This is a genomic window from Frondihabitans sp. PAMC 28766, assembly GCF_001577365.1.
Lineage (GTDB): Bacteria > Actinomycetota > Actinomycetes > Actinomycetales > Microbacteriaceae > Frondihabitans.
This window is the reverse complement of sequence record NZ_CP014513.1, coordinates 1,439,364-1,463,066: the sequence shown is the minus strand read 5'-3', so window position 1 is coordinate 1,463,066 and position 23,703 is coordinate 1,439,364. Positions and strand designations below refer to the sequence as shown.

General features: G+C 69.6%; 23 protein-coding genes and 1 tRNA gene. 11 read left to right on the top strand and 13 right to left on the bottom strand.

The annotated features are described in order from the left end of the window. The first annotated feature begins 104 nt into the window (after positions 1 to 104). On the top strand, positions 105 to 1,376 hold the full coding sequence (locus AX769_RS07175) for an MFS transporter (RefSeq protein WP_066277591.1): 1,272 nt from the start codon (positions 105 to 107) through the stop codon (positions 1,374 to 1,376). A 101-nt stretch (positions 1,377 to 1,477) separates the two neighbouring features. Here AX769_RS07175 and AX769_RS07170 read toward each other — a convergent pair whose 3' ends face one another. Next, on the bottom strand, positions 1,478 to 2,275 hold the full coding sequence (locus AX769_RS07170) for an aldo/keto reductase (protein WP_082763543.1): 798 nt from the start codon (positions 2,273 to 2,275) through the stop codon (positions 1,478 to 1,480). A gap of 52 nt (positions 2,276 to 2,327) precedes the next feature. Here AX769_RS07170 and AX769_RS07165 point away from each other — a divergent pair, with 52 nt between their 5' ends. Further along, entirely contained in the window at positions 2,328 to 3,584 is a 1,257-nt protein-coding gene (locus tag AX769_RS07165; RefSeq protein ID WP_066277588.1) for an FAD-dependent monooxygenase, read from the top strand. A 12-nt stretch (positions 3,585 to 3,596) separates the two neighbouring features. Here the strand turns inward: AX769_RS07165 and AX769_RS07160 are convergent, their stop codons facing one another. The 5 genes from AX769_RS07160 to AX769_RS07145 form a co-directional block, all read right to left on the bottom strand. Beyond that, positions 3,597 to 4,556 carry an amidohydrolase family protein gene (locus tag AX769_RS07160; protein WP_066277585.1) on the bottom strand — a complete coding sequence of 320 codons (960 nt, stop codon included), beginning with the start codon at positions 4,554 to 4,556 and terminating at the stop codon, positions 3,597 to 3,599. A gap of 136 nt (positions 4,557 to 4,692) precedes the next feature. Continuing rightward, a complete protein-coding gene (locus AX769_RS07155) occupies positions 4,693 to 5,805 on the bottom strand; it encodes a Gfo/Idh/MocA family protein (protein WP_066277583.1) in 1,113 nt (370 codons plus the stop codon). Beyond that, positions 5,802 to 6,620 carry a sugar phosphate isomerase/epimerase gene (locus AX769_RS07150; RefSeq protein ID WP_066277580.1) on the bottom strand — a complete coding sequence of 273 codons (819 nt, stop codon included), beginning with the start codon at positions 6,618 to 6,620 and terminating at the stop codon, positions 5,802 to 5,804. Before AX769_RS07150 ends, AX769_RS07155 begins: the two co-directional genes overlap by 4 nt. 454 nt (positions 6,621 to 7,074) lie before the next feature. Then, positions 7,075 to 7,218 carry a hypothetical protein gene (locus AX769_RS23775; protein ID WP_157887494.1) on the bottom strand — a complete coding sequence of 48 codons (144 nt, stop codon included), beginning with the start codon at positions 7,216 to 7,218 and terminating at the stop codon, positions 7,075 to 7,077. 132 nt (positions 7,219 to 7,350) lie between these two features. Further along, a complete protein-coding gene (locus AX769_RS07145) occupies positions 7,351 to 8,211 on the bottom strand; it encodes a helix-turn-helix transcriptional regulator (protein ID WP_066277578.1) in 861 nt (286 codons plus the stop codon). 85 nt (positions 8,212 to 8,296) lie between these two features. On the opposite strand from AX769_RS07145, the gene AX769_RS07140 reads away from it, so the two are divergent. After that, a complete protein-coding gene (locus tag AX769_RS07140; protein ID WP_066277573.1) occupies positions 8,297 to 9,082 on the top strand; it encodes an SDR family NAD(P)-dependent oxidoreductase in 786 nt (261 codons plus the stop codon). Between the two features lie 60 nt (positions 9,083 to 9,142). Here AX769_RS07140 and AX769_RS07135 read toward each other — a convergent pair whose 3' ends face one another. After that, positions 9,143 to 9,670, bottom strand: coding sequence for a TetR/AcrR family transcriptional regulator (locus tag AX769_RS07135; RefSeq protein WP_204249333.1), 528 nt, complete (start codon positions 9,668 to 9,670; stop codon positions 9,143 to 9,145). A 75-nt stretch (positions 9,671 to 9,745) separates the two neighbouring features. Here AX769_RS07135 and AX769_RS07130 point away from each other — a divergent pair, with 75 nt between their 5' ends. Both AX769_RS07130 and AX769_RS07125 read left to right on the top strand, forming a co-directional pair. Next, positions 9,746 to 10,786, top strand: coding sequence for an aldo/keto reductase (locus AX769_RS07130; RefSeq protein ID WP_066277566.1), 1,041 nt, complete (start codon positions 9,746 to 9,748; stop codon positions 10,784 to 10,786). A 58-nt stretch (positions 10,787 to 10,844) separates the two neighbouring features. Beyond that, positions 10,845 to 11,594 carry a triose-phosphate isomerase family protein gene (locus AX769_RS07125; RefSeq protein ID WP_066277561.1) on the top strand — a complete coding sequence of 250 codons (750 nt, stop codon included), beginning with the start codon at positions 10,845 to 10,847 and terminating at the stop codon, positions 11,592 to 11,594. 1 nt (position 11,595) lies between these two features. Here the strand turns inward: AX769_RS07125 and AX769_RS07120 are convergent. From AX769_RS07120 to AX769_RS07105, 4 genes are all read right to left on the bottom strand, one after another. Beyond that, a tRNA-Arg gene (locus AX769_RS07120) sits at positions 11,596 to 11,667 on the bottom strand. A 22-nt stretch (positions 11,668 to 11,689) separates the two neighbouring features. Continuing rightward, positions 11,690 to 12,184 (bottom strand): HNH endonuclease, encoded by a 495-nt coding sequence (locus AX769_RS07115; protein WP_066277558.1) that lies wholly within the window; start codon positions 12,182 to 12,184, stop codon positions 11,690 to 11,692. Positions 12,185 to 12,529: 345 nt separating this feature from the next. Next, positions 12,530 to 13,453: a C40 family peptidase gene (locus AX769_RS07110; protein WP_066277555.1), complete on the bottom strand. Its 924-nt coding sequence runs from the start codon at positions 13,451 to 13,453 to the stop codon at positions 12,530 to 12,532. A gap of 220 nt (positions 13,454 to 13,673) precedes the next feature. Beyond that, positions 13,674 to 14,366 carry a metal-dependent transcriptional regulator gene (locus AX769_RS07105; protein WP_066277553.1) on the bottom strand — a complete coding sequence of 231 codons (693 nt, stop codon included), beginning with the start codon at positions 14,364 to 14,366 and terminating at the stop codon, positions 13,674 to 13,676. A 149-nt stretch (positions 14,367 to 14,515) separates the two neighbouring features. On the opposite strand from AX769_RS07105, the gene serC reads away from it, so the two are divergent. Then, complete coding sequence (serC, locus tag AX769_RS07100) at positions 14,516 to 15,652, top strand: phosphoserine transaminase (protein ID WP_066277552.1); 1,137 nt, start codon at positions 14,516 to 14,518, stop codon at positions 15,650 to 15,652. An 82-nt stretch (positions 15,653 to 15,734) separates the two neighbouring features. Here serC and AX769_RS07095 read toward each other — a convergent pair whose 3' ends face one another. Continuing rightward, entirely contained in the window at positions 15,735 to 16,337 is a 603-nt protein-coding gene (locus tag AX769_RS07095) for a DUF3027 domain-containing protein (protein ID WP_066277550.1), read from the bottom strand. Continuing rightward, positions 16,330 to 16,707 carry a cold-shock protein gene (locus tag AX769_RS07090; protein ID WP_066277545.1) on the bottom strand — a complete coding sequence of 126 codons (378 nt, stop codon included), beginning with the start codon at positions 16,705 to 16,707 and terminating at the stop codon, positions 16,330 to 16,332. Before AX769_RS07090 ends, AX769_RS07095 begins: the two co-directional genes overlap by 8 nt. A gap of 161 nt (positions 16,708 to 16,868) precedes the next feature. On the opposite strand from AX769_RS07090, the gene AX769_RS07085 reads away from it, so the two are divergent. The 5 genes from AX769_RS07085 to AX769_RS07065 all read left to right on the top strand — a co-directional run bounded on the left by AX769_RS07085 (position 16,869) and on the right by AX769_RS07065 (position 23,383). Further along, complete coding sequence (locus tag AX769_RS07085) at positions 16,869 to 17,150, top strand: hypothetical protein (RefSeq protein WP_066277543.1); 282 nt, start codon at positions 16,869 to 16,871, stop codon at positions 17,148 to 17,150. 36 nt (positions 17,151 to 17,186) lie between these two features. Then, complete coding sequence (locus AX769_RS07080) at positions 17,187 to 19,079, top strand: helicase-associated domain-containing protein (RefSeq protein WP_066277540.1); 1,893 nt, start codon at positions 17,187 to 17,189, stop codon at positions 19,077 to 19,079. 170 nt (positions 19,080 to 19,249) lie between these two features. After that, entirely contained in the window at positions 19,250 to 20,884 is a 1,635-nt protein-coding gene (locus AX769_RS07075; protein ID WP_204249332.1) for a DNA repair helicase XPB, read from the top strand. Between the two features lie 100 nt (positions 20,885 to 20,984). Further along, the gene (locus AX769_RS07070) at positions 20,985 to 21,677 is read left to right on the top strand and encodes a response regulator transcription factor (protein WP_066277534.1); all 693 of its coding nucleotides are present in this window, start codon (positions 20,985 to 20,987) and stop codon (positions 21,675 to 21,677) included. Between the two features lie 47 nt (positions 21,678 to 21,724). Beyond that, a complete protein-coding gene (locus AX769_RS07065) occupies positions 21,725 to 23,383 on the top strand; it encodes a cell wall metabolism sensor histidine kinase WalK (RefSeq protein ID WP_066277532.1) in 1,659 nt (552 codons plus the stop codon). The last annotated feature ends 320 nt before the right edge of the window (positions 23,384 to 23,703 follow it).

Sequence of the window (23,703 nt, the reverse complement as noted above, 5' to 3'; positions counted from 1 at the left end):
CGCGCTCGTGTGACTTCGGGTCGAGGTACGACTTGCACCGTACCTGGGATCCTGCTCTACTTCGAGGTACGACGATTGTCGCACCTTGCCGGAGAGAGTGCTGGATGACCCGAGTCGACGCCCCCGTCACCACCGCCACGCCCGCGCGGCTCGCGCTGCCGGCGATCCTGCTCGGCGTCTTCGTCGTGCCGATGAGCATCACGGGCACGACGGTGGCCCTGCCACGGATCGCCGACTCGCTCGGCACGGACCCGACGCTGCTGCACTCGGTCGTGAACGGCTTCAACGTCGCGTTCGCGGTGTTCATGCTGATGTGGGGCGCGCTCTCCGACCGCATCGGGCACCGCACGACCCTGCGCGCCGGGGTGCTGCTCGTACTGCTGTCAGCCGTCGCGAGCGCGACGTCGCCGTCGCTCGGGGTGCTGGATCTCGCGCGCATCCTGGCCGGGGTCGGGGCCGCCGCTGTCTTCACCGGCGCGAGCGCCACGCTCGGCACCCTCTGGTCGGGCACGGCCCGCACCCGCGCCTTCTCGATCTTCGCCACGATGCTCGGGTTCGGCATCGCCCTCAGCCCGACGATCTCGGGCGCCCTGATCACCGCGGTCGGCTGGCGCGGCATGTTCGTCGTGCACGCCATCGTGCTGACCGTGTCGCTGATCGGCGTGCTGGCGCTCGTGCCGCCGATCGCCCGACACCACCTCGCCTCCGGGCGAATCGACCTGAGGCCGCTGGCGAACCCCGCGTACATCGCCTGGTGCCTCGTGCCGGTCTCGGGCTCGATCCGGTTCGTCGCGATCCTGGCCTACCTGCCGACGGCGTTCTCGAGCGTGGCGGGGCTGCCGACCGGGCTCGCCGGCCTGGCCGTCCTGCCGCTCAGCCTGCCGGTGCTGGCAGCCCCGATCGTGGCTGGTCGCCTGCTGGCGCGGGGCACTGTCACGCCGATGCAGGTCGCGTATGCCGGCATCGGCATGCTCACCGTCGGTGACGCCGGGCTGCTGCTGTTCGGGCCCGGGATGCACTACGTCGCGCTCGTGGTGCCGATGATCCTGATCGGGGCCGGGTTCGGCTGCACCCTCGGAGTGGTCGACGGCAACGCGCTCGCACTGCTGCCGGCGCAGAGCACCGGTCTGGCCGCGGGGGTGCTGAACTTCGTGCGGATGGGCAGCGAAGCGGTGTTCCTCGCGGTGTTCGCGGCCGGCATCAGCGCGCTCGTCGCCCGTCAGCTGCCAGGCTCCGTCGCGGCCGCGGTGGCGTCAGGGTCACCGGGGCATGCGGCGGTCTACACCGCGGCATTCCACCTGGTCGTGCTCGGGCTCATCGCCTGCCACGTGGTCGTCGGCGCCGCGATCCTGGTGCTCGACGGTCGGCGGCGCTGAGCGCCGCCGCCGAGCGCCGCCGCCGAAGCACCTCCGATCAGACGAATGGAGCGCGCCAACGAGCCAGTCCGTGTCGGATCGGAGGTGCCTCGGCGACGGACTCAGTTGGCGAGCTGCCGCGGCAGCGAATCGATCCGCGCCATCTGCCCGTCGTCGAGGGCGAAGCCGTCGAGGGCGATGTTCTGCCGGATGCGCTCGGGGTTCGACGACCGCGGGATGGCGACGATGCCCTTCTGCACGAGCCAGCGCAGGGCGACCTGCGCGCAGGTCACGTCGTGCTGGGCGGCGACCGCGACGAGCTCGGGATCCTGCAGCACCGGCCCGCCCTGACCGAGCGGCGAGTAGGCGGTCGTCACGATGCCCCGCTGACGGTTCTCGGCCACGAGGGCCTTGCGCTGGCGGCGCGGGTGCAGCTCGATCTGGTTGACCGCAGGCACCACGTCCGACCCGGTGGCCAGCGCGTCGAGGTCGGCGGCGTCGAAGTTGGAGACGCCGATGGCGCGCACCTGGCCGGCGTCCAGCAGGTCTTCCATCGCCTTCCAGGTCTCGAGATTGCTCTTGGCGTTCTGCGGCCAGTGGATCAGCAGCAGGTCGACGGTGTCGACGCCGAAGTTGCGGCTCGACAGGTGAAAGGCGCGGCGCACCCCGCCGTCGGACATGTCGGTGCGCCAGATCTTCGTGGTCAGAAAGCGGTCGGTCGGGGCGAGCCCCTCGTCGGCCAGGCCCGAGGTGACGTCGCGCTCGGTGTGGTAGCTCGTGGCGCTGTCGAATGCGCGGTAGCCGGCGGCCGCCGCGACGGCCACGGCCGCGTGATCCACCTGCCAGGTGCCGAACCCGATCAGGGGCATCTCGACGCCGGGGGCGTTGGTCAACGGGATGGTCAGGTCGGCGACGCTCATCTCGCCAGGCTAGTCGGACGTGCGCCCAGCCTCGCCGGGCCAGGATGGGTCGATGCAGCAGCCACTCGCGCACACCCGACCCCGCATCCTGATCGCCGGCGCCAGCATCGCCGGCCCCGCCCTCGCCTTCTGGCTGAACCGCTACGGCTACGACACGACGATCGTCGAGCGCGCCGCCGCCTTCCGCGAGGGCGGCCAGAACATCGACATCCGCGGAGCCGGCCGCGAGGTGCTGCGGCGCTCCGGCCTCGAAGACGCCGTCCGTGAGGCGACCACCGGCGAGGTCGGCACGCGCTTCGTCGGCAGCGACGGCAGGCCGGTCGCCGAGTTCGCCGCCTCGAAGTCCGACACGGTGGGGCCGACGGCGGAGGTCGAGATCCTGCGCGGCGACCTGTCGCGCATCCTGGTCGACGCCACCCGGCCCGACTCCGAGGGCGGCACCGCCTACGTCTACGGCGACAGGATCACGGGGCTCGACGACTCGGGCGAGCAAGTCACGGTCGCCTTCGAGCAGGGCCCGTCACAGAGCTTCGACCTCGTCGTGGCCGCCGACGGCATCGGCTCGGCGACCCGCGGTCTCGTCTTCGGCGACGAGGTCTCGATCACCTCGCTCGGCATGGAGACGACCTACTTCACCATCCCGCGCACCGACGCGGACGACGACTGGTGGAACTGGTTCAACGCCACCCCGGGCCTCTCGGTCACGCTGCGCCCCGACCGCCACGGCACCATCCGCGCGGTGCTCTCGACCGTGATCTACGACCCGGGCGAGGCTCGCGGGGCCGGTGTCGATCGGCGCTCGCTCGCCGACCAGAAGGCGCGCCTCCATGACGAGTTCGCGGGAGTCGGCTGGGAGGCTCCCCGAGTGCTCGCCGCACTCGACGCGACGCAGGATGCCTACACCGAGTCGATCGGGCAGGTCCACGCCCCGGCCTGGTCGCGTGGCCGCACGGCCCTCCTCGGCGACGCCGCCTGGTGCGCCTCCCCCGTCAGCGGCATGGGCACGAGCCTCTCGATGGTCGGCGCCTACGTGCTCGCGGGCGAGCTCGCGGCGCACGTCGACCACCGAGACGCCTTCGCCGGCTACGAGCGGATCATGCGGCCGTACGTCGATCAGGCGCAGAAGCTGCCGCCGGGGGTGCCGCGCATCGCGAACCCGCGGACGCGCGCGGGCCTGGCTGCCTTCCACGCCGGCCTGCGGGTCGCGTCCAGCAGGCTCGTCGGCGGCCTCGGCAGCAAGCTCTTCTCGCCGCCGGCCGACGAGATCGAGCTGCCCGACTACGCGCACCTCGAGCGCACTCGCGTGTGACCTGAAGGCGGGCTAGAACCGCAGCACGCGCTCGGCGGTGCCGTGCGCGATCGCCTCCTTCTCGGCATCCTGCAGCCTGGCCTCGGCGAGAAAACTCTCGGCCTTCTCGTTGCCGATGAAGGGGTAGTCGACCGCGTACATGATGCGGTCGACGCCGACGGTCTCGACGCAGAACTGCAGTTGCGCCTGCGTGAAGAGCCCGCTCGGAGTGATGTACATGTTGTCGCGGATGTACTCGCCGAGAGTCCGGTCGAGCCCCGTCATCCCTTTCGGCAGCCGGTCGTCGAGCCGGTCGAGATAGAAGGGGATCATCTCACCCCAGTGCCCGAGCACGAACTGCAGGCGCGGGTGCCGGTCGAAGACGCCACTGAGTGCCATGTGCAAGAAGTGCACCGCGGTCTCCTGGTGCCAGCCCCAGCCGGCCGTCTCGAAGACGCCCGTGACCTGTTGCGAGAGGCCGGCGTAGTTCCAGTCGACCACGGCGCGAGGCGGCGGCGCCGGGTGCAGGTAGATCGGCACGTCGAGGCGCTCGGCGGCTTTGAGGATCGGCTCGAACGGCTCGGCGTCCAAGAAGTCGCCCCGGGTGCGGCCGAAGATCATCGCGCCCACGAACCCGAGGTCGCCGATGCTCCTCTCCAGCTCGTGCACCGAGGCGGCAGGATCAGCGGTCGGCAGAGACGCGAAGGCCTTGTACCGGCCAGGATGCCGGTCGACCGCCGCTGCCATCCGATCGTTCGCCCGAGTGACGAGCCCGGCCGCCGACGCCGGCAGGGTCTGCGCCCCGAGGGTCGACAGCACCTGCACGTCGATGCCGTTCTGGTCCATGACGGCGAGGCGGCCCTCGTCGAGATCCCGGAGCGTGTCGGACAGAGTGTTGGGGAAGGGAGACATCGGCGTCTCGTGGGGCGAAGGTGCGGACGCCGCCATCACGGCGTCGTCGATGGTGTGCTCTTCGAGCGTGATGATGCGCATACGTCACGCTACGCCGCGGCACCTCATCGCCACCCACGTGGCGACCACCATCGCGGCGACACCCCGCATTCCGGCCGAGGTCCCAGCGCCGCGGCGCTGGGAGGTCGCCCGAAAGACGGGGTGTCGCGAGCCGCAGCTAAAGCGTCGCGGCAGCCGGGTCGAAGTCGACCGGCAGCGTCTCCGGCTGCTCGACCGAGCTCGTCAGGGCGACGGTCTCGCTCGAGACGGCCGCGTCGCGGATGCCGAGCAGCACGTCGAGCACGTGCGACGCGATGGCGCCGCTGGCGTGCTCGGTGACGCCTGCGCGGATCGATCGCGCGAGGTCGACCACGCCGGTGCCGCGGCCCCAGGTCGAGCCCTCGGCCGTCAGCGTCTCGGGCTCGCTCTGGCCGAATCGCCACAGCGTCGAGTCGCCCTCGAACGTGTTCGGGTCGGGCAGGACGATCGTGCCCTCGGTGCCGGTGATCTCGACGAAGCCCATGCGGGGCAGCGCCTGCTGGAACGAGAACGTCGACTGCGACGACTGGCCGCCCTCGAACGAGATCAGCGCCGCGTGGTGCGTCGGTACCTCGACGGGGAAGACGGTGCCGGCGCGCGGGCCCGAGCCGATGGTGCGCGTGTCATGCGACTTCGACGACACCGCCTGCACGTGGTCGACCGAGCCGAACGCGTGCACGAGCGTGGTCACGTAGTACGGGCCCATGTCGAACAGCGGGCCGGCACCCTTGGCGAACAAGAACTCGGGGCCGGGGTGCCACGACTCGGGGCCGGGCACCTGGAAGAGCGTCGTCGCCGTGAGCGGCGCGCCGATCTTGCCTGCACGGATGGCGCGGAGTGCCGACTGGATGCCCGCGCCGAGCACCGTGTCGGGTGCGCAGGCGACCCGCAGGCCTGCGGCCGACGCGTCGGCGAGCAGCGACGAGGCGTCTTCGGCGGCGAGCGCCAGCGGCTTCTCGCTCCAGACGTTCTTGCCGGCCTTCAGGATCTGACGCCCCACCTCGGCGTGGACGGCCGGGATCGTGAGGTTGACGACGATCTCGATCTCGTCGATCGCGAGCAGCTGGTCGACCGTGCCGAAGCCCTCGATGCCGTACTTCGTCGCCTGAGCCTCGGCAGCGGCCAGGTTGATGTCGGCGATGAAGAGCACCTTCACATCGGCGAACTTGGTGAGGTTGTCGAGGTACTGGGTGCTGATGACACCCGCGCCGATGAAGCCGACTCCGACCGCGGCTGTGCTGGTCGTCGTCATGCGCTGACGGTCTCGGGGTCGTTCGCCTTCAGCCACGCCAGGGACGTGGCGATTCCCTCGAAGACGTCGCCGGCGTAGCCGTCGAACTCGACGACACGCAGCGCCTGCGGGGCGGCCTTCAGGATGCCGGCGACATCGACGTCTCCGCTACCCGCGGGAAGCTGCAGCTTGAACGCGGCCATCAGCTCGTCGGGCACCACGAGAGCGCTCTCGGAGGAGGGCAGGATCGCGGCGATGTCGCCGGAGACCTTGCCGTCTTTCACGTGGATGAACTGCACGCGGTCGCCGAGGTCTTTCAACAGCTGGACCGTGTCGGCGCCGCCGACGGTGGACCAGAACGTGTCGAGCTCGAGCACGACCGCCGGGTCGAGGTTCTCGACGAACGTGTGATAGATCGAGCGGCCGTCGACCTTGTTGCCGAACTCCCACTGGTGGTTGTGGTAGCCGAAGCGCAGACCCGACGTCGCCGCCTGGGCGCTCAGCTGGTTGACGCGCTCGGCGATCTTCTTCGCGTCGTCGGCGGTCTGCCAACGGTCGGAGGGGATGAACGGGTCGATGACCGTCTCGATGCCCACCACTGCTGCCGCGTCGAAGATGACAGCGGCGTCATCGGAGTCGATCGCGGGGGCGTGGCCGGAGGGCGCGGCGAGTCCGGCCGACTTCAGCGCGGCCGCGTAGGCGGGAGCCCGGTCGACCCAGCCGTACGGCTCGACGTTCTGGTAGCCGATCGCAGCCACACGGTCGATGCTGCCGACGAGATCGTCGGCGATCGCGTCCCTCACCGAGTAGAGCTGGACGGATGTCTCGGTAGCCATGGGAACTCCTGGATCCTGGTGCCTTCGGGGCCCGATGCGACGGAGTCGTCGACCCGTGGAGGACTTCTGTTGATGGACAGTCGAAAGTCGCGCAAACGGCGACAAAACGACCATAGTCCCATTCTGGAAGGCCTGACAATCGACCCGACGCTCTTCGCGACGCCCGTCGCGCCGACTCCGCACGACCCGCATTCAGGAGCGATTTGCGCAAGCCCCTGGTGAACCGCGCGGTTCACGACTAACTTTGCCCCGACCGGGCTGGTTACTCGGTCGAGGTCGGCGATCTCGCCGCGGCAGCGGGGACCCCCTGATCCGGGCCCTCAACGCTTTCGCATGTCGTCGGCCGCGGGCCCCGGGCGCTCCCCCAGCGACCGGGGCCCGCGCCTCGGCGCCCCCTTCTGACATGGCCCCCGAAGAGGGGTCGCCAGACTTTCTCGGGGGGCGCAGACTGGGGCTACCTCGTCATGTGGATCAGGGTCGAGGCGCTTTCGGGGTTCGGGGCCTCACCACCCCGAACCCCGATCACCTGGCTCAGACGCTGACGCTCGTCGGGGTCGAGCCGAAGGAAGTCGGCGTAGCAGGGCTCGGCCCGCGACATCGGCTCGACTCGTTCTGGCCGCCCGCACTGCCCGTGGATCGGTGTGAGGGCCCCACCGAACTAGCTGAACGGTTCTCACTCGTTCTCGCCATTTGCGCATCTCGGACATCGGCGACAGCCGCGACGAAGGCCTCACGAGGCGTGCGGACGAGTCGACAGCGCCTGAGCCCCGATGACGCCGAGCAGTGCGAGGTTCTCGGCGTCACGAGACCCGACGGGTGCCGTGTAGAGCACGAGGTGCTGGTCGCGCTCACCGATCGTGAGCGAATCGCAGTCGACGGTGATCGGGCCGACAGGGGTGTCGCTGAACGTCTTGGTGAGCGGCGGCGGCACGTGAACGTCGTGGCGCTCCCAGAGGCGAGCGAATTCGGCGCTGCCGTCGCGGAGATCCTGGATCAGGTCGGCGATCGCACGGTCGGACGGGTACCGCGCCTGCGCCGACCGGAGTCGCGTGACGACTCCGACTTTGAACTCGACGCCGTCCGAGATCCCGTAGATCGCAGCCTCAGGATCACCGGGGCTGAGAAACGCGCGACGTGCGAGGTTGCGATCGCGGGGCTCGAGTGCCGCGAAGTCCTCCATCAAAGCCGCTGCGAGATCGTTCCAGGCGAGCACCTCGTAGGCGACGGACAGCACGATGCCCGCGGTCTGGGGCAGTCGCTCGAGCAGCGCGAGGACGCTCGGCCGGACATCGCGCCGGTGCACGCCCGACGGGGTGGGCGCGGTGCCGGCGAGGAGGTGGAGGTGGTCGGACTCCGCATCCGTCAGCCGGAGCGCGCCCGCGATGCCGGCGAGGACCTCGGCCGACGGGCGAGGCGCCCGGCCCTGCTCGAGACGCACGTAGTACTCGATGGAGATGTGAGCGAGCACGGCGATCTCCTCGCGCCGGAGCCCGGGGGTGCGGCGCCTCGATCCTGACGGCATCCCGACGTCTTCGGGGTGGAGCCGCTCGCGCCGACTGCGCAGGAACGCGCCGAGTTCGTCCTTGTCCATCCGCCCAGTGTGCGCCGTTCGAGGCTGCCGACCCTGGTACCGTCTGTGCCTGCATCCGGTTCTCGACAGGAGGGACGGTGTCGATATGACACTCATCTCCGAATCCTCTCCCGTCGCCCTGCTGGCCGGCAAGGTCGTCTTCATCACCGGCGCCAGCCGCGGCATCGGCGCGGAGGCCGCTCGGCTCTTCGCCGGCGAGGGCGCAGCCGTCGTGCTCGCCGCCCGCAACACGACGGCCCTCGACGCTCTCGTCGACGAGATCCGCACAGGCGGCGGCACGGCCGACTCCGTCGCCATGGACCTCACCGACCGCACGTCCATCCGCGCCGCCGTCGATCGGGTCGAGCAGTTGCACGGCCGCCTCGACGCCGCCTTCAACAACGGCGGGGTGGGCCAGCGGGTCATCGGCCCGCTCGACAGCACCCCCGACGACGACATCGACGAGCAGTTCACCGTGAACTTCCGCTCGCACTGGGTCGCGATGGTCGCCGAGGCGGCCCTCATGCGGAAGTCCGGCGGGGGTGCAATCGTGAACACGTCCAGCATCGGCAGTCGTCGGGCCGTCCCTCCGCTGCCCGCCTACGCCGCCATGAAGCGCGCCCTCAACAGCATCACCGAGACCGCTGCCGTCACCTGGGCGGCCGAGGGCATCCGGGTCAACGGCATCACTCCGGGCGGCACCGCGACCGAGATGATGGACGAGTGGGAGGCTCAGGCCCCCGGCATCATCGAGGCCAACAACGCGGCCAGCCCCATCGGCAGGATGGCGACGCCTCGCGAGGTGGCGGAGGTCGCAGGGTTCCTCCTCAGCGACCGCGCCTCGGCGGTCACCGGTGCCATCGTCCCGGTCGACGGCGGCGCGGGCGCCTGACCCCTCGACGCACCTGCGCGACATCGGCGGCCGGCTCACTCGAGCTCCGGGTCGAGACGGTCAGAGCCTGCTCGCGGCCAGGAGCGCGGCGGTGGCGGCATCGACGTCGACGTCGACACCCACCGCCATCTGCAGTGAGTACCCCTGGCAGAGCGCCGCGAAGGCCACCGCCATTCGACGGGCGTCGGCGGCGTCCCGCTCGGGCACGAGTGCCGCAAGGCGCGCCCGGACCTCGTCGAGTTGAGTGCGGACGATGCCCGCCACGTCGGGCGAGACAGCTGCCTCGGCGTAGATCTGGGCGACGAGCTGGGCGTGCCCTCGCTGCTTCGACAGCGTCTGCACCTCCTCCAGGAAGGCCCGGATGGCGGGTGCCGTCAATTCACCGGGCAGCGACTGGGCGCCCTGCTCGCAGATCGCCCGGACGATCTCGTCCTTGCCAGTGAAGTAGCGGTAGATCGCGCCGACCGAGAGCCCGGACTTCTCGACGATGTCGGGCATCGACGTGTGGGCGAAACCTCGCGCGGCGAAGAGGTCGCGAGCGGCGTCGAGGATCTGCTCGCGACGCGCGTCGAGGTGCGATTGGCTCACCTTCGGCAAAAGAGAACGACCTTTCGTTTTGTGATACGTTCCTAGCCTAATCGATCGCGAACGGAAGGAGCGCTCATGCGCTATCAGACATTCGGGCGACGGAGCGGCTTGCGCGTCTCCGAACTCGTGCTCGGGACAGCCAACTTCGGGTCCGCGCCGACATCGGCGGGGGTCGAGGGGTCGCGTGCGATCTTCGACTCGTTCGTCGCAGCCGGAGGCACGACCTTCGACACCTCGAGCATCTACCAGGCCGGCGAGAGCGAGCGAGTTCTCGGCACCCTGCTCGGCCACGAGCGCGACCGCTTCGTCGTGGTGACGAAATACAGCGCCAGCATCGACCCGCAGGCTCGGCCGAGCGTCACCGGCAACTCCCGCAAGTCGATGGTGCGGTCCGTCGAAGACAGCCTCGCTCGCTTGAAGACGGACTACGTCGACATCCTCATGCCGCACTTCCCTGACGGCATCACGCCCATGGCCGAGATCCTGGCAGGATTCGACGAGCTCATCCAGGCGGGCAAGATCCGCTACGGCGGCCTGTCGAACTTCCCCGCGTGGCGCGTCGCCGGGGCCGCCCTCCGCTCCGAGCTCGGCTCGGGCTCGTCCGTCATCGGCATTCAGACCGAGTACAGCCTCGCAGAACGCTCTGCCGAGCGAGAGCTGCTGCCGATGGCCGAGGCGCACGGGCTCGGTGTCGTGATGTACTCGCCGCTCGCCGGCGGCCTGCTCACGGGCAAGTACCGACGCGGCGAAGAGGGAAGGCTGAGCACCTCCGACCGGCTGCACTCGGGGCAGCGCGACGCCGTCCTCGACGCGGTCCTCGACGTCGCCTCCGCCCTCGAGACGCCGCCGGCCCAGATCGCGCTGGCCTGGCTGCGGAAGCGCGCCTCACTGTCGGCGACGTCGCTCGTGCCCATCGTGGGGCCCCGCACGACGGCCCACCTCGACGGCTACCTGGCGTCGCTCGACGTCGAGCTCGACGACCGGCACTACGAGGCTCTCGAGACGGCGAGCGCCATTCGTCTCGGCGCACCGTTCGACGACGTCGTCGGCGCCCTCCGAAACGGTGCCGACGGTGACCGCTCGCAGCTGACGCCGTCGGCGATCCCCGCCATCTGACGACCCCGCAGCCGCTCATCGACGGCGCCTTCACGGCGCACTGACCTACGCTCGAACCATGTCGAGTCGCCCTGTCATCGTCGGAATCAGCACCAAGTCGTACCTCGGCTACCGAGCCTCGCTGGAGTGGCTGCAGCAGGTCACCGACATCGCGCGGCACCACGAGGCCGTCTCCTCCGGGCGGGTGCGGCTCTTCATCGCACCCTCCGAGCCGCTGCTCGAGTCGGCCGTCCGTCTAGCCGCGGGCTCGGCCGTGGTCGTCGCGGCGCAGGACGTCTCCTCAGACGCTGCCGGGCCCCACACGGGCGATGTCCCGGCGACGCTGCTCGCCGAGATGGGTGTGCAACTCGTCGAGATCGGGCACGCCGAGAGGCGAGCCACGAGATGCGAGACGCCCGAGGTGATCCGAGCGAAGCTGGCCCAGGCGCGGGATGCCGGGCTGGCCTCGCTGCTCTGCATCGGTGAGGGCGAACGCACCACGGTCACCGGCGCGGTCGACGCCTGCCTGACGCAGGTCGCCGACGCGTCGGAGGGACGGATCGTGCTCGCCTACGAGCCCGTCTGGGCGATCGGCGCCCCGGAGGCCGCCCCCGCCGACTACGTCCGCGCCGTCGTCGAGGGAATCCGGGCCGGCCTACCCCAGGCCCTCGCCGACATTCCCCTCATCTACGGCGGAAGCGCCGGCCCCGGCCTCCTGGCCTCGCTGCGACCCGCCGTCGACGGCCTCTTCCTGGGTCGTTTCGCCCACGACCCGTCGAACGTCGAACGCGTGCTGGACGAGGCCGCCACCCTCGGACCGAACGACTAGGTGCCCCTGGAGGGACTCGAACCCCCAACCCTTTCCTTAGGACGGAACTGCTCTTCCATTGAGCTACAGAGGCTGACCCTCCAGCCTACCGAAGGCTAGGCGGCGGCGAGGTACTCGTCCCAGACGGCCTGCGGCTGCTCGACCCCGCGCACGACCCAGCCGACGCCGTGCGGCGCCTTCGGCACAAAGCGGAGGTTCCAGCCCATCTCGAGCGGCGTGCGGTCGCTCTTGATGTTGTTGCACTTCAGGCAGCAGGCGACGAGGTTCTCCCACGAGTCGCGGCCGCCGCGCGACCGCGGCTGCACGTGGTCGATCGTGGTCGCCGCCTTGCCGCAGTAAGCGCACTTGTGCGCGTCGCGTCGCAGCACGCCACGGCGGGACACGGGGATCTGGCGCTGGTGCGGCAGCCGCACGTAGCGCGTGAGCACGATCACGGAAGGCCGGTCGAAGACGGTCGTGGCGGCGAGCACCGGGTGCTCGGCGTCGGCCGCCAGCACCGTCGCCTTCTGGCTCATCACGAGTACGAGTGCTCGGCGGAACGACACGACGGCCAGCGGCTCGTAGCCGGCGTTGAGGACAAGAGTGCGCATTGGGTCCCTTTCGAAACGGCCTGGACGGCTTCCAGGCATTCGATCTCTCGGGGTGCTGCACGCGAAGGGGTGGGGCCCGACGAAAAAAGCACCGTCACGACGTGACGGTGCTTCAGGCGGCTGGCGATCCAGTCTGTATGGCACAGCTCAGGCGTGCATCCATGGTGCGGATGACTCCTGTGTGCGACATCAGACTCTCCCAAGGGCGTACTGGAACTCCGAGAGCACCAGGTTACGACATGAGCCGCCCTGCACATAGCAGGGCGGCTCATGGTTTACAAAGGGTTCACGGGGCGAAGCCTGGCTGCGAGGCCGACAGGGCCGCAGGATCCGACGGCTCGGCTCTTACTTGATGCCGAGGCGCACGAAGTGGTGCGCCTGGTCCCAGATGGGTCGGACGCTCACGACGCCGCCGGGCTTGGGGGCGTCGAGGATCATGCCGTTGCCGGCGTAGAAGCCGATGTGCTCTTCGTTGTCGAAGACGACGAGATCGCCGGGCTCGGCGTCGGCCTGCGAGATCGTGGTGCCTGCGGCGTCTTCGAGCGGCACGGAGTGCTGGAGCGAGATGCCGTACTGCGCGTAGACGTACATGACGAAGCCGGAGCAGTCGAAGCCGGCCGGGGTGGCGCCGCCGAAGACGTAGGGCACGCCCTGGTATTGCAGGGCCGTCTGGTAGACGGCCGCGAGGCTGAAGGCGGGGTGGGCCGGGGCGGCGAGGTAGTCGGCCGCGGTCTGGCCGGTGTAGGCGGTGCTCGCGGCGAAGGTGGCACGCGAGGCCTCGGCGGCCGCAGTGGTCGACGCAGTGGCGGTCGAGGCCAGCTTCGTGGTCGCGGTCTGCACCACGGGCAGGGTCGTCGTGTACGTGTCGCGAGAGACGGCGGCGCCGGCGACGGTGCTGGCGACCTTCATGTTCTGGGCGCCGGTGGCGCGAGCCGAAGCGATGGCGGCGGCGCTGGCCGACGAGCCGGTGGCGGTGGTCGCCGGGTGGGCGAAGGCGGGGAGGGCCATGGTGCCGAAGAGGCCCGCGGTGATCGTCATGACGGCGACCGACACGACCGTCTTCTTGGCGCCGGTGCGCTTCGAGCGGGCGGCCGCAGCGGCAGCGCGCTCCTGGGCTCGTCCGGCCTCGCGAGCGGCACGACGGGTGGTCGGTGCGGCGGCAGCGGTCTGCGTCACGGTCGTGATGGGACCGGTGCGGATCGGGTCGGTGCGGGGAGTCGATCGACGGGCGAGCTGTGTGCTCGGCGTCATGATGATGCCATTGGTCAAGAGTGGGTCTCTCCTGCGCCTCGACAGCCTGCAGGGCTGTCCCCATCCCGTTCGTTGGATCAACGACTCACAGCAAGAGACGGGGTCGGAGACGTCTTGCCACGGATCCGACAACCGGCCTTCCTGGCTGTTCGGACTTGGCGAGCGTACCCGAGTACGACGCCGGTGTCATCCTGAAGGCTGATCTTTGTAACGAAAAGGTAAAGATCTGCCCGCAGAACTACGCGGAGAGGTAGATGTGCGATGCGACGTCGGGCGCGAGCTCGATCGCCGCGTCGTACCCCTCGACGCGGATGGAGATGTACGAGCCCGCCGCAGACACCGTGGCCGTCTTGCCGGGTTGTACCCCGGAGTCGTGCAGCTGCTGGAGGAACTCGGGCTCGAACTGCACGGGCTCTGCCAGGCGACGAATCGTTCCTGACTTTCCGCTGGGATTCTGAGCTGCCACGTCGACGATCGAGATGACGCCGTCCATGAAGCGCCCCGCCGGGGAGTCGCCGAGCTCGTCGAGACCCGGGATGGGGTTGCCGTAGGGCGACTCGGTCGGGTGGTCGAGCATGTCGAGCAGGCGGCGCTCGACCTGCTCGCTCATCACGTGCTCCCAGCGGCAGGCCTCGTCGTGGACGAAGGCCCAGTCGAGGCCGATCACGTCGGCGAGCAGACGCTCGGCGAGACGGTGCTTGCGGATCACATGGGTCGCCTTCGTGCGCCCCGCCTCGGTCAACTCGAGGTGGCGGTCGCCCGACACGATCACGAGGCCGTCGCGCTCCATGCGGGCCACCGTCTGCGAGACGGTCGGGCCGGAGTGGCCGAGGCGCTCGGAGATGCGGGCACGGAGAGGCACGATGTTCTCCTCCTCGAGGTCGAGGATCGTGCGAAGGTACATCTCTGTGGTGTCGACGAGATCGGTCAACAGTGCCTCCCGGTACAGCGCTCGAAAGCAACAGGGCGCTTTACCCGCAATCCTACCGGCTCGCCTGTTACGACCGATTCACCTGCGCGTCTACTGGACGATCCTGGCGCAGCCTCATCGGGCTCTGCGCCGTCGATACGATCGAACGCATGCCGGACACACGAACGATCACAGACATCACGATCCCTCAGGATCTCCTCCCCGCCGACGGCCGTTTCGGCTGCGGCCCGTCGAAGATCCGGGGTGCGCAGCTCGAGCACCTCGTGACGCAGGGGGCCTCGATCCTCGGCACCTCGCACCGCCAGGCTCCGGTCAAAGACCTCGTCGGCCGCGTGCGCGAGGGTCTCGCTGATCTCTTCTCCGTGCCCGAGGGCTACGAGGTCGTTCTGGGCGACGGCGGCTCGACCGCGTTCTGGGACGCCGCGTCGTTCGGCCTCATCGACAAGCGCGCCGAGAATCTCTCGTTCGGCGAGTTCGGCTCGAAGTTCGCCAAGGCGGCCGGCGCCCCCTGGCTCGAGAAGCCGCACGTGATCACGGCCGACGGCGGCTCGCGCGCCGAGGTCGAGATCGTCGCCGGCGTCGACGTCTACGCCTGGCCGCACAACGAGACCTCCACCGGCGTCATGGCTCCGGTCACGCGGGTGCGCGGCGACGCCGGCGCGCTCACCGTCGTCGACGCCACGAGTGCTGCGGGCGGCGCGCAGTTCGACGCCGCCGAGTCCGACGTGTACTACTTCGCCCCGCAGAAGAACTTCGCCTCGGACGGTGGTCTCTGGTTCGCACTCATGTCGCCCGCCGCCCTCGAGCGCATCGACCGGATCGCTGCGACCGACCGCTACATCCCCGAGTTCCTGAGCCTCAAGAACGCCGTCGACAATTCCCGCCTCGACCAGACGCTGAATACGCCGGCTCTCGCCACGCTCCTGCTGATGGAAGACCAGATCGACTGGATCCGCGGCAACGGCGGTCTCGACTGGGCCGACGCCCGCACCAAGGAGTCGTCGGGCGCGCTCTACGACTGGGCGACCGCTTCGGAGTACGCGACGCCGTTCGTCGTCGACCCCGAGCACCGCTCGCAGGTGGTGGCGACCATCGACTTCGCCGAGACCATCGATGCGGCCGCCGTGGCGAAGATCCTGCGCGCCAACGGCGTCGTCGACACCGAGCCCTACCGCAAACTCGGCCGCAACCAGCTGCGCATCGCCACGTTCACGGCCATCGAGCCCGACGACGTGCGCCAGCTGATCCGCTCGATCGAGTTCGTCGTCGAGGCGATCTCCGCCTAGCGCGAATTCGGCCGCACGTCGAGAAACGGCTGCGGCGGTGGCCCGAGGGCTACCGCCACAGCCGTGTGACGGTGTTGAGGTGCTACTCCGACTCGTCGTCGTCGCCGCTGCGCGTTTCGGCGGCACTGGCGTCGAGGCCGGCGGCCTCAGCCGCCTCCTCCACGTCGACGCCGTCGAACTCGTCGTCGCCCGCGTCGCCTTCGAGGTCGTCGTCTTCGTCGTCGTCGTATTCGTCCGACTCGTCATCGTCGTCAGAATCGTCGTCGTCGTCGGAGTCGTCAGAATCGTCGTCGTCAGAATCGTCGTCGTCATCGTCATCGTCCGAGTCGTCGCCCGCTTCACCCGAGTCGCTGTGCTCGGCCGCGTGCGCCGCCTCCTGCGTCGCCTCGTACTCGGCGAGCCGCTCGGCCCACGGCACCCAGTCGGGCGCGAGCAGCGACGAGTCGCCGGGCAGCAGCTCGGTCTCGAGCACGGTGGGCTCTTCGCCCTCGACGTGGGCGATGCTGACCGTCCACTTCCAGTCGGGGTAGCCGGGCAGAGTGTTGGCGAAGCGGACGGTGGCCACGCCTTCGCCCTCGTCGACGATCTCGAGGGGTTCGCCGAGGGTGTCGTCGCGCGTGATCTCGAGCAGGGCTCGACGAGCGAGGGCGTAGTACGCCTCGGTGTCGATGGCCGCGTCAGGCATCGAGGTCGTCCGCGATGTTGCGCAGCATGGCGGCGATCGGCTTGCCGTTGGCCGGGTAGCGGCCGCGGCGCAGCTTGTTGCCGGCGTCGTCGAGCACCTTGACCAGGTCTTCGACGATGACGGCCATGTCTTCGGCCGACCGACGGTTGCGCTGGGCGAGGCTGACGGGCTTGTCGAGCACACGCACCGAGAGCGCCTGCGCGCCCTTCTTGCCGTCGGCGATGCCGAACTCGAGGCGGGTGCCGGCCTTCACACCGGTCGTGCCGGCGGGCAGGGCCGACGCGTGGAGGAAGACCTCTTGGCCGTCATCGCTCGAGATGAAGCCGAAGCCCTTCTCGTCGTCGTAGAACTTGACCTTGCCGGTGGGCATGACTGGACTCCTAGGGGTTTTGGGGCGACCTCAGCATACGGGCCCCACTCGACGGCGGCTCACTACGGTGACACAGGCGACGGCAGACGACCGCGTGCGCCCGTGGGCGACGGCAGGATCCCGGGCCCACAGGTCGGGCTCGCCCGGCTACGCTTGGCTCCGTGGCCAAGAACATCGAAACCAGCGGCAGCCTGCACGGCATCGAGCGTGTGGCGCGCGTGCTCATCTTCGGTGCCATCTCCGTCGTCGGTCTCGGCGTTGTCTGCATCGTGCTCACACTCGTCGGCTCGGTGACGGGGGCGAGCAACTCGCGCGCCGGCATCTGGCCCACCATCAACCTGCTTCCTGAGATCGCCTTCCCGATCGCCGTGCTGATGATCCTGGCGCTGATCGTCGTCAACATCGTGCGTCTGTCCCGAAAGAACAAGGGCACCTCACGCTGATCGGCAGCGCCGACCGCCCCGGTGCAACGGCGCCCCGTGGCTAGCGCGCTCGAACTCGCCGGTGCCCTCCGCGAACTCTCCGCCGACGAGCTGCGCGTGCGCCTCCGCGAGCGCCAGATCGCGCGGGCCGCGCAGGTCAAAGACGCCTTCGACCTCGCCGACTCCCTCCTCGAGCACGCGTCGATCCGCGACGCCCTGAGCCGACTCGACCGGGTTGCCCTCCTCACTCTTCAGGCGGCGCGCACGGCCGCCGACCCCGCGGGTCTTCTCGAGGCCATAGCACCCGCATTCTCCGTGTCGGTCGCCGACGTCGAGCGCGCGGCCGAGCACGTCCGCGTGCTCTTCCTGGCGCTGCCCGTCGAGGGCACCGACCGCACGGTCACACTCGACGCCGTCGCGCTCGTCCTCGACGACGACACGACCCTGTCGGCGCTCGAGCTGGCGACCACCACGCCTCCGGTCGTGCTCGAGGCAGTCGACTCCGTCGATCGAGAGGCGCAGGATGCGACGAGTTCCGAGCGCCTGTACGCCGTCGTCGTCGAGACGGCCGAGATCGTTCGGGCCGTGACGACGTCACCGGCGCGCGAGCTGGCCAAGGGCGGCCTCGCCCTGCCCGAGACCCGACGCCTGGCCGAATCCGCGCGCGTCGACGTCGACGACGTCGCACCTCTGCTCTCGGCGGCGAGCGCTGCGGGTCTGGTCGAGCCGGGCCCGGACGGCTGGGGCCCCGGCCCCGAGGCCGATGCCTGGCTGCTCGCGACGTGGGCCGAGCGCTGGGCGCGACTCGTCGGATCCTGGCTCGACACCCTGCCCCGTGAGGTGCGCGTGGTGCTCGACCAGCGCGCCGACACGTCGTGGGGCGAGCCGCTGCGCACGTTCAGCGACTGGTTCTTCCCTGCCGGGCACGCGTGGGTGCCCGACCGCCTCGCCGCGTTCGAGCGGGCGGCCGAGCTGTTCGGCCTGACGACGGGGTCGCGGCCGACCAGCGTCGCCATCGCCCTGCTGCGCGACGGCGTCGACGCGGCCGAGGCGATCGTCGCCACCCTCATGCCGACGGCGATCGACAGCGTCTACCTTCAGCACGACCTCACCGTCGTGGCACCGGGCCCGCTCGCGCCCGACCTCGACGCGCGGCTCCGGACGATCGCCGAGGTCGAGAGTGCCGGGCTCGCGGCGACCTACCGCATCAGCGAGGCGGGAATCCAGCGTGCACTGAGCGAGGGCGAGACCGAGAAGGGCCTTCGCGAATTCCTCGGCGCCCTGTCGTCGACGGGCATCCCCCAGCCGGTCGACTATCTGCTGACCGAGACGGCCGCGCGGCACGGTCGATACCGAGTGTCGACCCTCGAGGCCGACAGGCCGGGGCGCGCGGGCGGGCTCGACCAGGAGGCTCTGCGGTTCGGGGCGGTGAGCCAGCTGCGCGCCGATGATCCTGCGTTCCTCGACACGGTCGAGGTCGACCAGGCGCTGTCTCCGCTCGGCCTCAGGCGGGTCGGTCCGCTGCGAATGCTGTGCCGATTCGACGCCGAGACCGTCTACTGGGGGCTCGTCGACGAGCGCTACCCCGTCATCGTCGAGGGCGTCGACCAGGAGGCGCTGCGAGCGCCCCGACGCCGCCGGTCACGGAGGCCCGCACCGGCCGCGACGACCGACCAGCTCGGCGACCTCGTCGCGCGGGTGGTCTCGTCGTCGTCGGGCAGCGAGTCCGACACCGACCGCGCCTGGATCGCGCGCCAGCTCGACGCCGCCGTCAAGGGCAGGCTCACCGTGCTCGTGACCGTCGCGATGCCGGACGGCTCGACCTCCGAGCTGCAGATGGAGCCGACCGGCGTCGGCGGCGGGCGCGTGCGCGGCCGCGACCGCCGCTCGGACATCGAGCGCACCCTGCCGCTCTCGAGCATCGTCGCCGTCGCCGCCGCCCCGCGCTGAACATCCCGCCGAGAGTGCGCGACTCGCGGCTCACTTTCGCGCTCAGCCGCGATTTGCGCACTCTCGAGTAGGCCGACCGGCTCACAGGGGCCGCGCAGAGGATCGCTGATCGTCCGAACAGAGCTGCACCCCTGATCGGCTCACAGGGGCCGCGCATAGGATCATCGGTTGTGAACGGACCCCTGATCGTCCAAAGCGATCGCACCGTGCTGCTCGAAGTCGCCCACCCCGACGCCGAAGACGCCCGGCACGATCTCTCCGTCTTCGCCGAGCTCGAACGCGCCCCCGAGCACGTGCACACCTACCGCATCACGCGCCTCGGCCTCTGGAACGCGCGTGCTGCCGGCCACTCCGCCGACGACATGCTGGCGACCCTCGAGAAGTACAGCAAGTTCCCGGTGCCGCAGAGCGTCACCGTCGACATGACCGAGACCGTGGCCCGCTACGGCCGGATCGTGATCGAGCGCGACGGCGACCAGCTGCTGCTCCGAGGCACCGACAAGGCCGTGCTCGGCGAGGTCACCCGCGCCAAGAAGGTCGGCGAGCTGCTCGGCGTGAAGCGCGCCGACGATCTGTGGGAGTTGCTGCCCTGGGCTCGAGGCGAGGTCAAGCAGCAGTTGATCAAGCTCGGCTGGCCCGCTGAAGACCACGCCGGCTACACCCCGGGCACCCCGCACGACATCGACCTCGACACTTCCGAATGGCACCTCCGCGACTACCAGCAGAAGGCCGTCGACAACTTCTTCGCCGGCGGCTCGGGCGTCGTCGTGCTGCCCTGTGGCGCGGGCAAGACCCTCGTCGGGGCGGGCGCGATGGCCGAGGCCAAGACGACCACTCTCATCCTCGTCACCAACACCGTGAGCGCCCGCCAGTGGCGCGACGAGCTGCTGAAGCGCACCACGCTCACCGAAGACGAGATCGGCGAGTACTCGGGCGCCGTCAAAGAGATCAAACCGGTCACCATCGCGACCTACCAGATCCTCACCGCGCGCAGGGCGGGCAAGTACACGCACCTCTCTCTGCTCGACGCGCTCGACTGGGGCCTCGTGGTCTACGACGAGGTGCACCTGCTGCCCGCGCCCGTCTTCAAGCTCACCGCCGAGCTGCAGGCCCGCCGCCGACTCGGGCTGACCGCGACGCTCGTGCGCGAGGACGGCCGCGAGAGCGACGTGTTCAGCCTCATCGGCCCGAAGCGCTTCGACGCCCCGTGGAAGGAGATCGAGGCCCAGGGCTTCATCTCTCCTGCCAGCTGCTACGAGGTGCGCGTCGACCTGCCGCAGGAGGCCCGACTCGAGTACGCCGCCTCCCCCGACGACGAGCGCTACCGTCTTGCGGCCACCGCCCCGATCAAGCTCGATGTCGTGCGCGACCTCGTCAAGAAGCACGAGGGCGAGCAGATCCTGGTGATCGGCCAGTACCTCGACCAGATCGACGAGTTGGCCGAGAGCCTGAACGCCCCGAAGTTGACCGGTGCGACGAGCGTCGACGAACGGCAGCGGCTCTATCAGGCCTTCCGCGACGGTGAGGTCAAGGTGCTCGTGGTGTCGAAGGTGGCGAACTTCTCGGTCGACCTGCCCGAGGCGACCGTGGCGATCCAGGTCTCCGGATCCTACGGCTCGCGTCAAGAAGAGGCGCAGCGTCTCGGCCGGCTGCTGAGGCCGAAGAAGAGCGGGTTGCCCGCCTCGTTCTACACGCTCGTCTCGCGAGACACCGTCGACCAGGACTTCGCGCAGAACCGCCAGCGTTTTCTCGCCGAGCAGGGCTACAGCTACACGATCCTCGACTCGATCGCCCTCGCCGCCTGACCCGGGCTGCCGAGGCGGGCCCCGGCCTCACCGGCCACAGACAACTCGCGCACGAGCGACTCCCAGGAAACGCTTAGACGGCGCGCAGATACTTGATTCCATGAGCGATGGCCCCAAGATTCTGATCGTCGATGACGAGCCCAACATCCGCGATCTCCTGACGACGAGCCTCCGGTTCGCCGGGTTCGCCGTCCGTGCCGTGGGCAACGGGGCGCAGGCGATCTCCGCGGTTCTCGAAGAAGAGCCCGACCTGATCATCCTCGACGTGATGCTGCCCGACATGAACGGCTTCGGCGTGACCAAGCGCCTCCGCTCGTCCGGCTACACCTCGCCCATCCTCTTCCTCACGGCGAAGGACGACACCGAAGACAAGATCACCGGCCTCACCGTGGGCGGCGACGACTACGTCACCAAGCCGTTCAGCCTCGACGAGATCGTCGCCCGAATCAAGGCGATCCTCCGCCGCACCATGAACGAAGACGAAGACGCCGTGATCCGCACCGGCGAACTCACGATGGACCAGGACACGCACGAGGTCACCATCGGCGACACCGCGATCGAGCTCAGCCCCACCGAGTTCAAGCTGCTGCGCTACCTGATGCTCAACCCCAATCGCGTGCTCTCGAAAGCTCAGATCCTCGACCACGTCTGGGAGTACGACTTCAACGGCGACGCCGGAATCGTCGAGAGTTACATCTCGTATCTCCGCCGCAAGCTCGACCAGTTCTCGGCCGAGCCGATCATTCAGACCAAGCGCGGCTTCGGCTACATGCTGAAGGCCGCCAAGGCCTGACCCTCGCGGCCTCACCTCTCAGTTCCAGCCGCTAATCTGGCGGATCTATGCACAGTCGCCTCTCGCAGTGGTGGAACGAGATCTCCATCCGCACCAAGATCACCGGCATCACGGTGGCTCTGGTGACCCTCGGGCTGCTCGTGGCGGGCCTCGGCACGATGACGGTGCTCAGCACGTATCTGTATGCGCAGGTCAACACGAACCTGTCGACGGCGGCCAACAGCACGGGCACGGTGCAGAAGGCCGGCACTTACTGCATCGCCCAGTTCGGCTACGAGTCGTCGGCGTACCTGGCGATCATCGCCCCCGACGGCACACTCGTCTGCGACAACGAGCGTGATCTCGACAAGGGCTCGAACCCTTACCTGCCCGGCTTCACGGCGGCCGACGTGAAGAAGCACAAAGGGGCGTTCACCGCCTACAACAAGACTCACACGCAGGAGTGGCGGCTGTTCGCCACCGAAAGAGACGTGACCGACACGACCACGGGCACGACGAGCGTGAACAGCGTCGTGACCGGTACCAACCTCGCCCAGACCAACAACACGATCGCCCGTTTCACCTACATCTTCCTGGGGTTCGGTCTCTCGGTCGTCGTGCTCGGCGCAGCCATCACGCGCCTCCTGGTGACGTCGACGTTCGCCCCCCTCCGAGACGTCGAAGAGACCGCGGCCCGCTTCGCCGACGGCGACTTCAGCCAGCGCCTCGACACCACCACGCCCAACACCGAGGTCGGCCGCCTCAACGGCTCGCTCAACCTCATGCTCTCGCGCATCGACTCGGCCTTCGACGATCGTGCGAAAACCATCGACCAGATGCGGCGCTTCGTCGGCGACGCCAGCCACGAGCTGCGCACCCCCCTCGTCTCGCTGCGCGGCTACGCCGAGCTCTACCGCATGGGCGCGCTGCAGAAGCCCGAAGACGTCGCCCAGGCGATGGACCGCATCGAAAAAGAGGCCATCCGCATGGGCGGCCTGGTGCAGGATCTGTTGCAGCTCGCCCGCCTCGACGAGTCGAAGCCGCTCGAGCTCGGGCCCGTCGACCTGGTCACGATCGCCCGCGACTCCGCGCTCGACACGATGGCGTCGAACACCGACCGTGAGATCCGCGTGATCGTGCGCGAGCCCGTCGAGCCGGGCGACGACCGCCCCGAAGAGTACGTCGTTCCACGGGCAGTCGTCACGGCCGCAGCGTCACCGAACGTCACGGGCCCCATCGCCTTCGCCGGCGCCACCCTCGCCCGGCTTCGCACCCGCAGGGCCCGAGCCGCGGCCGCGGGGGTCACTCCACCCGAAGACCTTCCGCGTCTCGATCCTGCGACCGAGAGGGCCATCAGCCCGATCGTGCTCGGCGAAGAGAACAAGATCCGGCAGGTCGTCACGAACCTCATGGGCAACGCGATGCGGTTCACCGACTACGACGCGCCCATCGAGCTCGCCGTGCAGGCCGACCCGGGCCGCGGCATGGCGACGATCGACGTGATCGACCACGGCGAGGGCATCCCTCCGCAGATCCGCGAGAAGATCTTCCAGCGCTTCTGGCGCGCCGACACCTCCCGCACCCGCGACACCGGCGGCTCGGGGCTCGGCCTCGCCATCGTGTCGGGCATCGTGGCGGCGCACCACGGCGACGTCGACGTCTTCGACACCCCTGGCGGCGGCGCCACCTTCCGCGTCTCGCTGCCGCTCCTCCCCGCCGCCGCCTAGCCCCACGCGGGGCTCAGACCCGCGCCCCCGGACACCGCGGTGGTCTTGGGTCCGTAGCGTGGTCCGGCGACGAGGGTCGAGCCCGTCGACGTGCAGCTCCGGGAGGCGCCCACTCCTCTTTCCAGCGCCATCACTCCCCTGGCACAGGCCCCCGCGCCCAGCACACACCCTCGCGGACGGCGTCCGCGCAATGCCTAGGCGCGGCGCGCACGCCGTCCGCGAGGGTTCAGGCCCAGCGGCCGCGGCGGCCGCCGCCGCGAGCGCAACGGCAAAGGCCGGCTCCCCCGAAGGGGAACCGGCCTGAGCGTTGCAGCGGCAGA

Excerpts from the sequence above, each read along its gene's own strand:
- AX769_RS07130 (WP_066277566.1), top strand. The coding sequence starts at position 9,746 with ATGCGCTATCAGACATTCGGGCGACGGAGCGGCTTGCGCGTCTCCGAA.
- AX769_RS07090 (WP_066277545.1), bottom strand. The coding sequence starts at position 16,707 with ATGCCCACCGGCAAGGTCAAGTTCTACGACGACGAGAAGGGCTTCGGC.
- AX769_RS07065 (WP_066277532.1), top strand. The coding sequence starts at position 21,725 with ATGCACAGTCGCCTCTCGCAGTGGTGGAACGAGATCTCCATCCGCACC.
- AX769_RS07150 (WP_066277580.1), bottom strand. The coding sequence starts at position 6,620 with ATGGCTACCGAGACATCCGTCCAGCTCTACTCGGTGAGGGACGCGATC.
- AX769_RS07160 (WP_066277585.1), bottom strand. The coding sequence starts at position 4,556 with ATGCGCATCATCACGCTCGAAGAGCACACCATCGACGACGCCGTGATG.
- AX769_RS07140 (WP_066277573.1), top strand. The coding sequence starts at position 8,297 with ATGACACTCATCTCCGAATCCTCTCCCGTCGCCCTGCTGGCCGGCAAG.
- AX769_RS07115 (WP_066277558.1), bottom strand. The coding sequence starts at position 12,184 with ATGCGCACTCTTGTCCTCAACGCCGGCTACGAGCCGCTGGCCGTCGTG.
- AX769_RS07070 (WP_066277534.1), top strand. The coding sequence starts at position 20,985 with ATGAGCGATGGCCCCAAGATTCTGATCGTCGATGACGAGCCCAACATC.
- AX769_RS07155 (WP_066277583.1), bottom strand. The coding sequence starts at position 5,805 with ATGACGACGACCAGCACAGCCGCGGTCGGAGTCGGCTTCATCGGCGCG.
- AX769_RS23775 (WP_157887494.1), bottom strand. The coding sequence starts at position 7,218 with ATGTCGCGGGCCGAGCCCTGCTACGCCGACTTCCTTCGGCTCGACCCC.
- AX769_RS07170 (WP_082763543.1), bottom strand. The coding sequence starts at position 2,275 with ATGAGCGTCGCCGACCTGACCATCCCGTTGACCAACGCCCCCGGCGTC.
- AX769_RS07125 (WP_066277561.1), top strand. The coding sequence starts at position 10,845 with ATGTCGAGTCGCCCTGTCATCGTCGGAATCAGCACCAAGTCGTACCTC.
- serC (WP_066277552.1), top strand. The coding sequence starts at position 14,516 with ATGCCGGACACACGAACGATCACAGACATCACGATCCCTCAGGATCTC.
- AX769_RS07165 (WP_066277588.1), top strand. The coding sequence starts at position 2,328 with ATGCAGCAGCCACTCGCGCACACCCGACCCCGCATCCTGATCGCCGGC.
- AX769_RS07175 (WP_066277591.1), top strand. The coding sequence starts at position 105 with ATGACCCGAGTCGACGCCCCCGTCACCACCGCCACGCCCGCGCGGCTC.
- AX769_RS07095 (WP_066277550.1), bottom strand. The coding sequence starts at position 16,337 with ATGCCTGACGCGGCCATCGACACCGAGGCGTACTACGCCCTCGCTCGT.
- AX769_RS07145 (WP_066277578.1), bottom strand. The coding sequence starts at position 8,211 with ATGGACAAGGACGAACTCGGCGCGTTCCTGCGCAGTCGGCGCGAGCGG.